The sequence below is a fragment of the Prosthecobacter sp. GW821-HT29F12 genome (genome assembly GCF_058803405.1).
In genome coordinates, this window is sequence record NZ_CM179517.1 from 389,383 (window position 1) to 403,180 (window position 13,798).

The following is a 13,798-nucleotide window of genomic DNA, read 5'->3' on the forward strand; positions in this document are numbered from 1 at the left end:
TTGATTTTCATCGGCTGAGTTAGGGGGTGTCGGCTGAAACAACCGGAAGGGGTTTCTGCGGGGTGGACAAATCGGGGTTCGATGAAGGGTTGGTGGGAAGTGTGCTGGGTGTGCTTGTCGGAGTGCCGCCAATGGTTGTGGTCGTGCCGCTGGATGAGGGGGTGACCAGCTGCTGTTTGGATTGGGCCAGAAGATCGCCTGAAGGTGTGCCACCGGTGAGGTTGGTGACCTTGCCAGTCTGTGTATCCACCAGATCGGCCTCGATTTTACCACCACGGTTGAACAGCCAGATCACCGACCCCTGCGGCACCTTGACCTGTCCGCCCACATCGCCACCGCTGGCCGCTGCACCTTTGCCAATGCTGACCTGGCTCAGGCCTTCGCCCACGGCCACCACGGTCCTGCCTTCGTCGTGCAGCACTGTCCAGGTCGCACCAGTAATCTGCTGGGTCGTTTTGTCCGTCGGCTGTGTGCCGTCGTTCGGCTCCGGCGGCCCGCCCATCTTGTTGACGATCACCCCTTCATCCGTGACGACCGTCACCTTGATCACGGGCTGTGTTTCTTTGGATGTCCCTTCCGGGCCCTGCGGAACTTGGTCCATGTGAAACAAGGCTTTCCCCTCAAGAATGGTGCACATCACGCTGCCGCCGCCATCGGAATTGGTGTCCGCTCCGTCAAACCGCACTTTGGTGTCGGGATAAATCACCACATGCAGTGTCGGCAGTGGCTTTAGCGAAGCCCCGGACTCAGCACCACTGGTGATGACCGCCCCAGATCGGACACTGTCCCCCTTATGTACCTGCTTTTCACCCAGGCCACCGATGGACACCATCACCACGCCTTTAACGGCAGCAAACCGTGCTGAAACATGGGTGCCTTGCTGAGCCAGCAGCGATCCGGCAGTAAGAAATACCAGCAGCCAGCACAAAGAAATAGGATGACGCCGCAATATCAGGTGGGTGCCCGACTCAGCTTTGTCATTTGCCATGAAAACACGATTGTTTAGAATCATCATGAACTATAAAGCACAGGAATCTCCATAGAGACGCTTGCGTGGCTTAAATCTGGTTAAGGCTATGCTTATTGACAGCCCCACTTCTGAGAAGGCCCGGACCAAATAAATCCAAAGTAATAGACTGAGCCTCTAGGAATTAGAGCATGGCTCCGCCATCATTTGCGCTCTATTTACCAGTTCTGGCAGCGCCGCCACCAGAGGCGAGTCCCTCTCCGTTCCTTTTAGAATGACAGCAATTGCTGCATTCTCTATTCCTTGGACTCCTTGTCGATTCTATCCCTCGATGGCATGGCTCCGCCATCAGTCACGCCATGCGCAGCAAACGTCAGCCGCCTGCCCGCACAGCGCATCCCCTTCGTTCCGCTCAGGCCGGCAGCAGTTGCCGCTGTCTCCTCACCACCTGGGGCACTTCGTCGAACATCTCTTCCTGCGGCATGCTTTCCCGCCAGTCCCGATGTCCTTCAGCCTCGGAATCCACTGCGGTGGACGCCGCCGCAAACCGTTCCCACTCGCCTTCGACGAACTGTTGGAATCGATCACGAAAAATCTTCGTGCTAAAACGCTCCGCATTGCTCCTGCAGGTGAGTGCATCCCACTCGCGCGTTTCAAATTCAGCGATGGCGCCTTGCAACGATTCAACACTCTGCTCTCCGAAAAACAGCCCGGTTTTATTCTCCACAACCGTCTCCAGCGCACCACCGCGTCCATAAGCAATGACGGGCGTGCCGCAAGCCTGGGCCTCCAGCAGGATGATGCCAAAGTCTTCCTCGCCGCCGAAGACAAACCCACGCGCCTGTTCCAGGTGCTGCTTCAGCACCGCCTGCGGCTGCCAGCCCAGCACCTTCACATTCGGCCCCGCAAGACGGCGAAGCTTGGGAAGTTCCGGTCCGTCACCGATCACCACCAGTTCGCGCTCAGGCATCCCGTTGAAAGCCTCAATGATCAGGTCCATGCGCTTGTAGGGCACCAGGCGTGATGCCGTCACATAATAATTTTTCTTCTCATGGCAGGTGTCAAACCGCTCAATGTTGACCGGCGGATAAACCACCGTCGCGTCTCGGCGGTAAACCTTTTCAATGCGGCGCGCGATGAAGCGCGAATTCGCCATGAACGCATCCACACCCGCAGCCGTGCGGCTGTCCCACATGCGGATGAAATGCAGCATGCTGCGCACGAACCACGTCAGCGGCCCGCGATCCATCTTCGATTCCTTCAGATACTGGTTCTGCAAATCCCACGCATAACGAATCGGCGAGTGGCAGTAGCACAGATGCAGCTGCCGTGGTCCCGTGATGATGCCCTTGGCAAACGCATAGCTGCTGGTGATCACCATGTCATACCCGCTGAAGTCAAACTGCTCGATCGCCAGCGGCATCAGCGGAAAGCAATGACGGTAGTACTTTTTGCCGCCGGGCAGCTTTTGCACAAACGAGGTCTTGACCGGCTTGCCGTTCAGAAACTTCCGGCTTTCATCGTCCAGGGCGTCGATCAGACTGAAAACATCAGCCTCCGGGTACACCTTGAGCATCTGCTCCAGTACGCGTTCGGCTCCTCCATAAACAGGAAGCCAGTCGTGGACGATGGCGATACGACGCTTGGATTGTGTGCTGTTCATGACGGTGTTTGTTGGGGTAGGGGAGTTTGGGGCAGTGTTCATGCCGCCTGTTGAATGGGGTGGTTTGCAGCCGTCTCGGATTCCTCACGGAACTCATGGCTCGCTGTCTTCTGAATCACAGATTCGATTTTTTCCTGCACTGCATGCAGGGCGTAAGTGTCCTGTGCTGTCTGCTGCGCCTGCCGTGCGATGTCTTCCGCAAATTTGGAATCGTTAAGCAGACGCATCAAGGCATCTGCAAGTTCGCTCGCACTACCAGGATCCACCAGCAGTCCGGTCTGCTCATGCTGCACAATCTCCGCCGCACCACCGGCGCGCGCTGCGATCACCGGCTTGCCCGCCAGCATGCCTTCCACAATCACACGGCCAAAAGGCTCCGCATGCACCGAGGCATGCACCACCACATCAGCCAGGTCAAAATACGGCATTGTCTCCTTTTGAAATCCTGCGAAGTGAATTCTACCAGCCAGCTCCGGCGCATCCGCCTGCGTGTGCAGCCGCAGTGCATACTGGCGGTCCTCATCCGTGAAGAGCGCATCGCCCAGCAGCACCGCATGCGCCTCAGGCACAGCTTTCAGCGCCTCCAGCAGCACATGCTGCCCCTTCCAGTGCGCCAGCCGTCCCGCCATTAACACCGTCCATGCGCCAGCCGGAATGCCAAGACTCTCACGCAAGCCTTCCACCTTGGCTTTATCCGATCGTTCTGCCGGAATGAGGAACCCGTTCGGAATGACCACACACAGCTCGGCGCGTCCACCGCACGCAATAAAGGCCGCCTTCGTCGCCTCAGAATTCGCGATTACACTTTGCGCACAGAAGTTCGCGCAGTGAACAAGCGCCTGCTGGTTCAGCACGCTGAAGTGGCCGTCCGCAATGATGTCATGCAGATGAAAAATCAGCGGGCGTCCTGCCAGCCTCGCCGCAGGCCCGCCGATGATCAGAGCCTTCGCGGTGTTCGCATACACCACATCAAAGGACCGCGCCGCCTGCACAAGCTGCAGCATCAGTTCCACGATGCCCGGGATGGAGCGCAGCACACGTTTCAGTCCCGCCTGCTTGTCCACAGTAGATGCCTCATCCCCCAGTTCGATCACGCTCGTTTTCACGCCCACGTTTTCCAGGGCCGTGCGAAACTCACCATCTTGAAACAAAATCACCTCGCTGTCCGCCGCGCGTGTAGCCGCGATGTCCAGCAGCATCAGCTCAGCACCGCCAAGGCGTCCTGTCTGATCAAGGAACAGCACCTGCGGCTCCTTGCTCCCGGTCTTTTTACGAATGCTCAGCAGCTGCAGCACCATGCCGAAAAAGATGCCTCCCACACAGCCGAAAAAGCCAGCCCACACATCCGCCATGTCCATCGCCCGGCCCGGGATCGAAGATTGAATCAGCTCCAGCAGAATGTTCAGCAGCGTGATGAATCCTGTCATCAGCCACACTTTTTTGAATGCTTTCTTCAGCGTGCCAAACGCCAGCCACACAGTCATACCCAGAATGCCGAAGGCACCCAGATTCAGCCAGAAATCCATGAGGTCGATGTACTCAGACCACCTGAAAGGCAGAAACGTGAAGCGCCGGTTTCCCAGCGTTGGCTTCAGCGCCAGCCACAGGCCAGCGGCAAGCATGAGAAGCAGTGCAATGCGTGCGTTTCGTTTCATGGTGTTTGGGGGCGCCATCCTGCTTCGCGGTAAACTTCACACACCTGTTTGGCGATCCTGTCCCAGGTGAAGCTCTTCATCACATGCTCACGGCAGGCCTCGCGTGTTGGCAGGCGCAGCGTCCCGTCCAGCCATCGGCCCAGTCCGTCGGCGATGTGTTCGGTGCTCGTTCCTTTCAAGACCAGGTCTTCACCCAGCCCTTCCACCGTGTCAGGCAGTCCACCCACCGGAGTCACCAGCACCGGTGTGCCGCATGCGAGTGATTCCAGCGAGATCAATCCAAAGCCTTCCAGCGCCGAGCTCGGCACGATCGAAAGATCCGCCGCCGCATAAACCGTCGGCAGCGTGGCCTCCGGGATGAAGCCGAGAAACTCCACGCGCTTGGACAAGCCTGCACGCAGCACCTGCTGTTCCAGTTCTTCACGCAGCGGACCCTGGCCGCCGATCATGAGCTTCACATCAGGATGCTGCAGCGTCACCTGTCTAAAGGCCTCGATCAATGTCTCCAGTCCCATGCGGCGCGCCAGCCTGCGCACGCAGACAATGATTTTCTGCTTCTGTGGCCAGACCAGGCGTTGCCGCGCTTCCACCACATCCAGCGGTTGAAACGCATCCGTCTCCACACCTCCGGGAATGATGTGCACACGGTCAGCCGGCACACCGTAGCCTTGGCAAAGCTGGTCACGAAATGCCTTGGAGAGCACGATGAATCGATCAGCACGGTGATACACCGCACGCTCCAGCATGCGCTTGCACATCACCGTGTGCATCTTCCCGCCTTCACGCTGGGATTCGCTGGCCCATGGCCCATGGAAATGCACCACATGTCCGTCCCAGCGCCGGCCCAGCAGGGCAGGCAGCGCATAGAGCGCAAAGTGAGACGCCAGCAGCCTGCCACGCCGTGGCACCACCGCTTCGCGCACCGCCTTCCAGCGCTGCATCAGCGGTTTGTTCGCCGGCCCCAGGCAGGCCGCCTTTTCGGAATCACCAAAGCCATACGCCGTCACGCGCACACCCTGGCGCACCAGCGCGTTGTTCAGCCCGCTGAAGTAGCGGTCCACTCCGCCTGCGGAGGCCTTCAAATTCATGCCAAGTTGTGCAATCATGATGCTTGGGCTACGTCGCCGATTTTGCGTGCCGGATTGCCGGCCCAGACTTCAAAGGGGGGAATGGTCTTCGTCAGCACCGAGCCCGCGCCCAGCACAGACTTCTTGCCGATCGTCAGAGGCGTGTTCGGCCGCGCCACCACGATGCTGTGCGCGCCGATCGTCACATCATCCTCCAGCGTGATGTAGTGCGGAGATCCGATCCACGTTTCCGCCGCCAGTGTCACATGATGGTAGATGCGGCACCGCTTGCCGATCCGCACCTGCGGGTGCATCACGATGCCCATCGCATAATGCTCCAAAATCACGCCGTCACCCACCTCCGCCTCAGCGGGCAGCAGGCACTTGTGCAGCGTGAAGTTCACCGTTTTCACGATGCGCGCAGGAAGTTTCCAGCCACGGCGCAGCAGGCCTCGGCTCCACTTCCAGAGCAGTTCAGGACTGTGCAAACGCATGGCTCGATTTAAACGACGGTTGTTTTTCCACCTGCCCGGCCTGCGGGTTCTTCGCAGCGGCGGTGAATGCTTCGATCATCTTCTGCGCCACCGCAGGGATTGAAATGTCACGCTCCACCCAGTGGCGGCCATTTTCCGCCAGCTGGCGTCGCAGCTTCGGTCCGCTGATCAATTGGCGCAGCAGCACCGCCATCGCCGCCGGATCACGCTGCGTGAAAATCAGTCCGCCTTCACTCTGGCGGATGAGATGCGGGATCTCGCCCGAGTCAGAGCCGATCACCGCCGCTCCGCAGGCCATCGCCTCGGGGATCACTCGTCCAAACTGCTCTTCCCAGTTCGGCTGGGTTTCAGACGGCAGCACCAGCATGTCCATGGAGGCCAGCCAGCGGGGCGTTTCATCATGCGGCACATAGCCGGCAAAGAAGATGCGGTCGCGCACGCCTTCATCCGTCAGCAGTTTTTCAAACTCTGCCTGAAACTCACCCGTGCCCACCAGCACCATGCGCCAGTCCAGATCACGCACACGGCCCAGCGCCCCAGCAAGAGTGCGCAGGCCCTTCGGCTCGATCAGTCGGCCCACATAGCCGATCACCGGCACGTTGGTTTGCGGAAAGCGTTCCGGCGGCGTCGCCTTCAGGCGCGGATGGTAGCGCTCAGGATCCAGCGGCAGCGCACACACGGTCTGCCTGCCACGGTACCCCTTCGCCTGCAGCACCTCCGCCACACGGTCGGTGATCGGCAGCGCGAAGCTCGATGAATCGTACACCATCTTCTCCAGCCATGAGAACGGCACCGGATACCTCTTGTTGATGTTCTGGCATGAGTAGAAGCCAAACGGCACGCGGATCGAGCGGTTGTTGGCGTGGCAGACCTGCGCCGTGGCCAGCGCATACGGTTCGTGGTTCATGTAGATCACGTCCGGCTTTAGCTCGCGCAGAAAGCGCTGCCAGCGCATGCGATACACGTGGAAAATGATGCTGCCGTTTTTCCACACCGCGCAGCGGATCACGGAGTCTTCCAGCCCCTTGCAGGGCTCCTGCCGCAGCGCGTTGCCAAATTCGTCGTGCCAGTTGTCCGGCACCACGAGGGTGATCTTCCAGCCCGTCTCACGTTGGACGCGGGCATACACTTCCTGGTTGAGCGCCGTGGCGGAGGAATGACTGACGATGAGAATATGCATGGCTTTGAAATCAGTTGGAGCTGTTGAGGTGCGCGAGGTAGGCGTCTTCCGTCATCTGCGCGATGCGGTCCCACGTGTAGTTCATCTCCACACGTTCACGGGCATTCGCGCCCATGATCTTGAGATGCTGAGGATGTTCGCAAAGTCGGCGCAGCACCGTGGCCACCTGCACGGCGTCATGCTCGATGAAGTCTCCATTTTCACCGGGGGAGATGAAGTCTTCCGTGCCATTGATGCGCGTCGCCACCACCGGCAGGCCGCACGCGGCCGCTTCGATGGTCGCCAGGCTGAAGGCTTCATACCAGCTTGGAAACAGGAAGAAGTCCGCTGCGCCCAGTGCCTCAGGCATGTCTTTGCGGAAACCGCCAAAGACGATGTGATCGGCCGCGCCCGAATCACGTGCCATTTGTGTGAACCGTGCACGGTCAGGATCATCACCCGCCACGAACAACGTCAGCGGCACATCCTTGAGATGTCCCATCGCCTGGATGGCAAAGTCCAGTCCCTTGCGCGCCCACTCGCCACCCGCAAAGATCGCCATGATCCGGTCCTCAGGCACGTTGTGCTTCGCACGCCAGGCGCTGCGTGCCTCCTCGCTCAGCGGTTTGAAGCGCACGGTGTCCGCCGCATTGGGGACGATGCGCACCTGCGCCGGACCGATGTTGTAATGCTTCTTCAGCTCGGCAGCCACACCCCGTGACACCGGCAGGAACATCGGCGCCTTGTGCCCTTCACGGTGCTGATACAGCCGCTTCTCCGCCGCACACGTCGCGTTCAGGTACATCCAGCGTGTGAGCCGGCGTGCTGGCGATACTTTCTCAGAGCGCCCCAGCCGGTCGAGGATCAGCTTCTTTGCAGGCTGGATGTTTTGAATCGTCACCACATTGCCGCGCTGCGTGTTGCAGCCGATCGTGTGAACGATTTCAAACTGTCCCGGACGCACGCGCCGGTTCACTTCCAGATAGTAGCTGCCGAAGTCGATCACCTCCGCCCAGTTGACGCCTGGTATGCGATGCCATGCGATGTTGGAAAGGTCCAGGTCCTCCGCCTTTCGTGCATAGAGATGCACCTCGTGTTTTTTGGCAAGTCGTTCAGCGACTTCATTGACCGCGCGCGCGCTGCCATCACGGCGGTTGCAGTTGATCATGGCGTAGGCGATTTTCATATGATTCGGAAGTGAGGGTTTTGAAGGGCGAAAAGCGTGGCCGGAGACTGTGAGAAACGGCAAAGAAACTGAGCTATTGTGCCTTGGGTTCGAGGCGCGCATGCACCCACCGGGCGCGCCAGCGGTCGGCGTTCTGGTCAATAAGTTTCAAAATCAGCCAGCTTCCCCCAAGGGCGGCCGCAAAGTTGACGCCAAGCAGCAGCGGAGCCTGCCAGGCAGGGGCCGACCAGTTCACCTGGGAATAATACCAATCACGCGGAATCCAGTGAAACAGATAGAGCGGGAAGGCCCAGTTGCCCAGCATCCGATCCCATGCGGGGGACTTTTGCAGAACATTCCAAGCAATGAATGGCGCACACACCACCGCACCAAGAGCCCACCACAAATGAACCAATGTGCGCGGGTCCAAAGCTCCCTCACGCACAGGCGTGACCTTCATGGAGCCGCGGATCCAGATGGCTTCACGTGTAGGAAGCCAGATCATCAAAAGGGCGGTCACTCCCACAAACGCGGCGGCCGACACGAGTGCGGTCCGGCGGGACGGAGCCCAGCGGGCCTTGTGAAACCACATGCCTATGGCAAACAGCCAGAAATAAAGGCTTAGAGACGATGCAGTGTTTTCCGTGACGCTCGTGCCGAGTTCCTGCAGCACCAGCAAGAGAGATGCGGCCGCCATCATGATGACCAGCCAGTTCACCACGCTCCGCCAACGGGAACTGGCGACGAGCATGAGCGCCGTGAACACAACGTAAAATTGCATCTCCACATCCAGAGACCAGGTTGGGGGAAGGATGCTTCCTGCAGACTTCGAGCCAATGATTGGAAGCTGGCGTATGAACCACTCCCAAACATGTTGCGGCAGAGGGGGCGCTCCTGGAATGACGCAGCTTGAGACAAAGGCCAGCCCCAGGGATGCGAAGAACACCGGCGCGAGCCGGCACCACCGGCTGCACAGAAAGGTTACAGGGGCATTGCGGGTGTTGATATATTTATCTTCCCACATGCGGGCGATCCAATAGCCGCTGAGGATGAAGAATGCATAAACCGCCCATGTGCCCATCCGCAGCGGAAAGGAATGATGCACGACCACTACCAAGGCCAGGAGGAAGCGCAGGAGGCCGGGGCCAGGAATCAGCAGGTTCATAAGGTGGGTAAAAGGCAGGACTCGGAGGAAGGGCGCGTGAAACTTCAGGAGACGGTGGAGTGCTGCGTTACGGAGTGAAATGGCTGTTCCATGGCAGGCGCTGGATGGGTCCAGAGCTGCGGCTCATGAAAATGAGGCTCGGTTAAGTAGGGGTCCGAAGAAAAGGTTGCCCATTCTTGCTGCGGCTTCATTTCGGGCAGCGTCATGCGGTTCAGCGAGATGCCGAGGAAGACCCAGAATAGTGAGAAGCTGCCAAACACGTTTCCTACCGCGAGGAAGACCAGGCTGCCCAGCAGCACGGCACGGCCGGTGGTCAGGAATGCATTGTCACCACCAAGGCGGATGCGTCGGGTCTGTTCCCCCCAAAGCTGCGCCATGGCTGCGAAAAAGGCCAGGCCTCCGATCCATCCGAACTGGCTGAAGACCTCAATGTAGCCACTGTCGCAAAAGCCCTCCTTTGGGCTGGAGCTTGCACTCGAACTGGAGCCGGATTCACCGATACGGCCTGCACCAAAGCCCGAACTCCCCAGGCCCATGCCCAAAGGATGCTGAAGCACCCAGGGAAGGCCTGTGGTGAAGATGCTCAGGCGGCCTTTGAAGGAGCCGTCGTTCTGCATGTCCTTCATGGTGTCATAGCGCTTGGTGATGCGCTCAGAGCCTGGCATGTACTGAAGGCCGATGCTGCCACCCAAGCCAAACACTGCTGCCAGCACGATCACGCGGCCGACGCCTTTTCCCTTGGATAGCGCCGGCTGCAGCATGGCCACCAGGCCCACGATGATGAACATGCTGCGCGTCATCGTCAGCACCACCACGGACAGCAGCAGCACGACGGTGAGCCAGCCTCCGATGATGCGCCAGCGGGGGTGCAGAATCATGGGGATGGCTGCCCACGCCAGGAAGCTGGCACAGGGACCGCGCTCATGCAGTGTGGAAAAAACGGACATCTCCGTGGGCTTCAGCTGGCCCAGATAGCCGACGAAGTTGACCGCCGTGACCCAGTAGGCATCCCATTCTGGTATAGTGTAGTATTGATACCAGCCATACACTGCCACCATCAGGGCCGCGTAGCCGCAGGACCGCATCCAGCGGTCCGCTGTTTGAGTGCTGATCGGTGACGTGGCCGCGTAAAGAAAGGCACCAAAGCCGGCCATCCATTCACCCAGTGAGTAGAAGGCGCCAAATCCAGCGTTCAAAAATCCGATCACGAGTCCATGGCCCAGCGCCACCATGATGAGAGTGGCCACATTGCGGCTGTTTGGTGTGAGCTGGCCGAAGCGCGACATCGCAGGCACAAGCAGCACCGCGCTGACAACCAGCGGCGTGAGGCTGATGCTCGACAGCGGGTTGAAGGCTCCGTTGATGTAGAAGTCCACCAGTCGCCGGATGCCGCGGTTCAGCGCCACCACAAAGAACACATAGTCCAGCAGGTAGCTGGAGCGTTGCGCGGCCAGCACAAAGGCCGGCAGCACGATGAGAAGCGCAATGAAGTATTCCATGCTATTGCAGCAGAGGTTCTGCGGCCGGGCACTCAGGCTCACTGGCTGGTTTCGCAGGCGTGGAGGCCGTCCCAGGATTGCGTCCGGTCCAGGCCATTACTGGGCCAAACCATGACGCGGGGAGATACTCGAATCGTTCAATGTCGCGGGTGCCGAACTCCTTGGCGGGGTTGCCTCCCACCAGGCTGAAGGGCCGCACATCCTTCACCACCACCGCACCGGCTGCCACCACCGCTCCTCGGCCGATGGTCACGCCTTTCAGCACCATGGCATCCGTGGCCACCCACGCGTAGTCTTCCACCACGATCGGCGCAAACACATGCTCATAGGTGGGGGAGTTCAAGTCATGCGATCCGGTGATCAGTCGCACGCCGTCATTGATCACCACACAGTTGCCGATCTTGATTTCCGCATGGGCCTGCATGCGGGTGATGCCCACGCTGCATCCTTTGCCGATGCTCAGGTTCGAAGCCTCGCCATGCAGCGTCAGGTTGGAGATCACTGTGGAAGGTGCGATGCGCGCACCTCTCAGAGTCCAGCGCAGCGACTGCCAGCAGTAGCCCAGCAGGCTCGGCAGCGTCCACACACGCTTCAGCCAGGTCTTCACCCATGTCGGGCTGAGGAGCCGCGGCTTGAGCCGGTTTTGAAAAAGATAGGCGAGCATAAGGATGTAGGAAAACCGAAGTCTGGTCAGACACCCTGCACACGCCCATCAAGGGGCTGGCGCGGCTGCCTGCTCAGACATTAACCTCTCACTTGTCTGAATGCGGCTAAGGCATGCCTTAAAGGCGCCTAGGCGTCCGGTAAGGGTGGCGGCAAAGCGCTGGCGTGGTTTCGAGTTTGGGCGCAGCACAAAATCCATCGCGCGGGCCAGTCCCGGACACAGGTGGCTGCCGACACAGAAGTGCCAAAGAGGCAGCGACCAGCGGATGATGCCACGCGCATGGGTCAGCGCCACGAAGGTCTCGTTGTAGGCGATGTCGCTCGTCGCTTCGAAGTTGAAGCCGTCACGGTGCAGGTTGTCGTTGTCATGACGCGGTGCCACGTTGTGAATGACGTGAATGGTGGGGTCAAAAATCATGCGCACCCTCATCTGTCTCGCCTGCAGGGCCAGGGCTAGCTCCCAGTTTACTTGGGCGCCTTTCCCTCGTAGTCCGGCTTCAAAGCCGCAGCGCCGCAGGAAATCGCCTTGGTAAAGGCAGTTCGACCCACGCAGCACGTCCACGACTCGCGGCTGCCCTCCGCCGTGGTGATGCGCGCCGGTGACTCGACCGTACAAGTGGATTCGCCCAACGTTCTCCGTCAACGGCTCGTTGCGGCGCATTTCCGGATGATCCATCAGCATGTCGCGACCGCTTGCACCCACGATGTCAGGAGCCGAATGAACATGGGCCAGCATCACTTTCAGCCAGTGTGGGGGTATTTCCACATCATCATCCAGCAGCACGATCCACGGCGCCTGGCATTCCTTCAGGCAGGAGTTCATCGAACCCACCACACCCACGCCGCGCGCTTCCACGGCACGCACCGGCAGCACGGCTTCATATTCTTCGATCACCGCACGCGTGACATCGTCATCCGCGCGCACGCCTACCACGATCTGGTCTGCCTGCTTCTCCTGCAGTTTGAGTGCCTCCAGGCACCGGCGCAGATGGTCGGGCCTCTTCAGTGTGGGGATGATGACGTCAATGTTTTCCATGATGGATCAGGCGGGTGAAAGGTTCTTGAAAGGGGATCGCAGTGCGTTCTCGAGAATCGTGGTGACCTGGCTGGTCACGCGGCCAAGATCAAAATACCGTTCGGCCACCGTGCGGGATTTCACGGGTGCCTCAGGCAGGTGCTGGCCGAGGCGCATCAGCGCGCTGGCAAAAGTTTCCGGCCGGTCGTCTGCCAGGTGGATGTCACGGTCGCAGAGATAATCCGCGTTGCCGTTCGTGTGGCCCACGATGACGGGCAGTCCGCACGCCTGTGCCTCGGCCACGGAGGAGCCAAAGTTTTCTTCATCGCTCGGCTGGGCCAGCACGTCATGCTGGCGCAGCAGCGCGGGCACCTCCGTGCGTGGCATGGATTTGATCCAGCTCAGCCGGTCGGGGAAGGGGAAGGAATCGATCAGCTTTTCATAACCGGGCACGAAGCCCGTGCCGCCCACGATGGTTGCGCGCACATGCACCCCCTGGCGGATGGCCAGCTCCAGACCGCGCAGGAAAAGATCCAGCCGCTTGCGTGGAATGATGCGGCCCAGCCACAGCACGCGCAGTTCCGCTTTCGCGGCCGTCGTTTCCTCTGCCGGGCGGAACATGTTCAAATCAATCGGGTAGGGCAGCGTGTCCACGCGCTCTTCCTCGATGCCATAGACTTCGGTCAGCGTTTTCTTAGACTGCTGGCTGCCCACGATGATGTGGTCCGAGTACTTCAATCCCGGCAGGCCGATGGAGGACAGGCGGATGCGTGCCAGCATCAGCCATTGCAGCGCCTTGCGCGGTCCTGCGAGTTTCTTGATCTCCGCAAAGCGGGACACAATGGACCGCGCATCCGTTCCGGGCGGGCCTTGGGCAAAGCTGATCATTGGCAGGTTCTTCACACGGCCCGGTGCATAGTCACCGAGCCAGAGGCAGAGGTCATAATGGCGTGTGGCATGCTGCTGGCGCATCTTCTTCAACAGCAGACGCTCATAAGTGGCGCAGTCCACACGGCAGGCCATGAATCCCAATGCCGGTATCTTTTGCACCCTGGCACGGAAGCGGTCCGGGCCCACGTTGTCCGTGCAGACAAAACGAAAACGTTCATGCTCGCCCACGCAGGGGCGGGGATCCACAAACGAGGGCTTCGAAAAGAAGTCCACCTCGTGCCCGTCCTCAAGAAGTGAACGAAGCAGCAGCGCATTGGCCGAAGCCACGCTGCCCTCCTGGGCTGAGACATATCCGCTGACGGCGATTTTCATGGGATTCGAGAGTGATTTGCCCG

General features: G+C 59.8%; 12 protein-coding genes. All 12 read right to left on the reverse strand.

Annotated elements, in window-relative coordinates; all coding sequences use genetic code 11:
- Positions 1–19: 19 nt before the first annotated feature.
- Complete coding sequence (locus AC3RLQ_RS01550; RefSeq protein WP_493033684.1) at positions 20–988, reverse strand: hypothetical protein; 969 nt, start codon at positions 986–988, stop codon at positions 20–22.
- Positions 989–1,379: 391 nt separating this feature from the next.
- Complete coding sequence (locus tag AC3RLQ_RS01555) at positions 1,380–2,630, reverse strand: glycosyltransferase family 4 protein (RefSeq protein WP_493033686.1); 1,251 nt, start codon at positions 2,628–2,630, stop codon at positions 1,380–1,382.
- A 38-nt stretch (positions 2,631–2,668) separates the two neighbouring features.
- A complete protein-coding gene (locus AC3RLQ_RS01560; protein ID WP_493033688.1) occupies positions 2,669–4,285 on the reverse strand; it encodes a VanZ family protein in 1,617 nt (538 codons plus the stop codon).
- On the reverse strand, positions 4,282–5,391 hold the full coding sequence (locus tag AC3RLQ_RS01565) for a glycosyltransferase family 4 protein (RefSeq protein WP_493033690.1): 1,110 nt from the start codon (positions 5,389–5,391) through the stop codon (positions 4,282–4,284). Before AC3RLQ_RS01565 ends, AC3RLQ_RS01560 begins: the two co-directional genes overlap by 4 nt.
- Positions 5,388–5,846, reverse strand: a complete 459-nt coding sequence (locus tag AC3RLQ_RS01570) for a serine O-acetyltransferase (protein ID WP_493033692.1) — start codon at positions 5,844–5,846, stop codon at positions 5,388–5,390. The genes AC3RLQ_RS01565 and AC3RLQ_RS01570 overlap by 4 nt, the downstream gene beginning before the upstream one ends.
- Positions 5,827–7,026, reverse strand: coding sequence for a glycosyltransferase family 4 protein (locus AC3RLQ_RS01575; protein WP_493033694.1), 1,200 nt, complete (start codon positions 7,024–7,026; stop codon positions 5,827–5,829). Before AC3RLQ_RS01575 ends, AC3RLQ_RS01570 begins: the two co-directional genes overlap by 20 nt.
- A 10-nt stretch (positions 7,027–7,036) precedes the next feature.
- Positions 7,037–8,191 carry a glycosyltransferase family 4 protein gene (locus AC3RLQ_RS01580; protein WP_493033696.1) on the reverse strand — a complete coding sequence of 385 codons (1,155 nt, stop codon included), beginning with the start codon at positions 8,189–8,191 and terminating at the stop codon, positions 7,037–7,039.
- Between the two features lie 73 nt (positions 8,192–8,264).
- Positions 8,265–9,335 carry an acyltransferase family protein gene (locus AC3RLQ_RS01585; RefSeq protein WP_493033698.1) on the reverse strand — a complete coding sequence of 357 codons (1,071 nt, stop codon included), beginning with the start codon at positions 9,333–9,335 and terminating at the stop codon, positions 8,265–8,267.
- A 44-nt stretch (positions 9,336–9,379) separates the two neighbouring features.
- On the reverse strand, positions 9,380–10,834 hold the full coding sequence (locus tag AC3RLQ_RS01590) for an O-antigen ligase family protein (RefSeq protein ID WP_493033700.1): 1,455 nt from the start codon (positions 10,832–10,834) through the stop codon (positions 9,380–9,382).
- A 1-nt stretch (position 10,835) separates the two neighbouring features.
- On the reverse strand, positions 10,836–11,498 hold the full coding sequence (locus AC3RLQ_RS01595; protein ID WP_493033702.1) for an acyltransferase: 663 nt from the start codon (positions 11,496–11,498) through the stop codon (positions 10,836–10,838).
- Between the two features lie 48 nt (positions 11,499–11,546).
- Positions 11,547–12,533: a glycosyltransferase family 2 protein gene (locus AC3RLQ_RS01600; RefSeq protein ID WP_493033704.1), complete on the reverse strand. Its 987-nt coding sequence runs from the start codon at positions 12,531–12,533 to the stop codon at positions 11,547–11,549.
- A gap of 6 nt (positions 12,534–12,539) precedes the next feature.
- Positions 12,540–13,775: a glycosyltransferase family 4 protein gene (locus AC3RLQ_RS01605; protein WP_493033706.1), complete on the reverse strand. Its 1,236-nt coding sequence runs from the start codon at positions 13,773–13,775 to the stop codon at positions 12,540–12,542.
- Between the last annotated feature and the right edge of the window lie 23 nt (positions 13,776–13,798).

Coding starts and splice junctions, on each gene's coding strand:
- AC3RLQ_RS01580 (WP_493033696.1), bottom strand. CDS start 8,191: ATGAAAATCGCCTACGCCATGATCAACTGCAACCGCCGTGATGGCAGC.
- AC3RLQ_RS01600 (WP_493033704.1), bottom strand. CDS start 12,533: ATGGAAAACATTGACGTCATCATCCCCACACTGAAGAGGCCCGACCAT.
- AC3RLQ_RS01575 (WP_493033694.1), bottom strand. CDS start 7,026: ATGCATATTCTCATCGTCAGTCATTCCTCCGCCACGGCGCTCAACCAG.
- AC3RLQ_RS01595 (WP_493033702.1), bottom strand. CDS start 11,498: ATGCTCGCCTATCTTTTTCAAAACCGGCTCAAGCCGCGGCTCCTCAGC.
- AC3RLQ_RS01605 (WP_493033706.1), bottom strand. CDS start 13,775: ATGAAAATCGCCGTCAGCGGATATGTCTCAGCCCAGGAGGGCAGCGTG.
- AC3RLQ_RS01555 (WP_493033686.1), bottom strand. CDS start 2,630: ATGAACAGCACACAATCCAAGCGTCGTATCGCCATCGTCCACGACTGG.
- AC3RLQ_RS01570 (WP_493033692.1), bottom strand. CDS start 5,846: ATGCGTTTGCACAGTCCTGAACTGCTCTGGAAGTGGAGCCGAGGCCTG.
- AC3RLQ_RS01550 (WP_493033684.1), bottom strand. CDS start 988: ATGGCAAATGACAAAGCTGAGTCGGGCACCCACCTGATATTGCGGCGT.
- AC3RLQ_RS01585 (WP_493033698.1), bottom strand. CDS start 9,335: ATGAACCTGCTGATTCCTGGCCCCGGCCTCCTGCGCTTCCTCCTGGCC.
- AC3RLQ_RS01590 (WP_493033700.1), bottom strand. CDS start 10,834: ATGGAATACTTCATTGCGCTTCTCATCGTGCTGCCGGCCTTTGTGCTG.
- AC3RLQ_RS01560 (WP_493033688.1), bottom strand. CDS start 4,285: ATGAAACGAAACGCACGCATTGCACTGCTTCTCATGCTTGCCGCTGGC.
- AC3RLQ_RS01565 (WP_493033690.1), bottom strand. CDS start 5,391: ATGATTGCACAACTTGGCATGAATTTGAAGGCCTCCGCAGGCGGAGTG.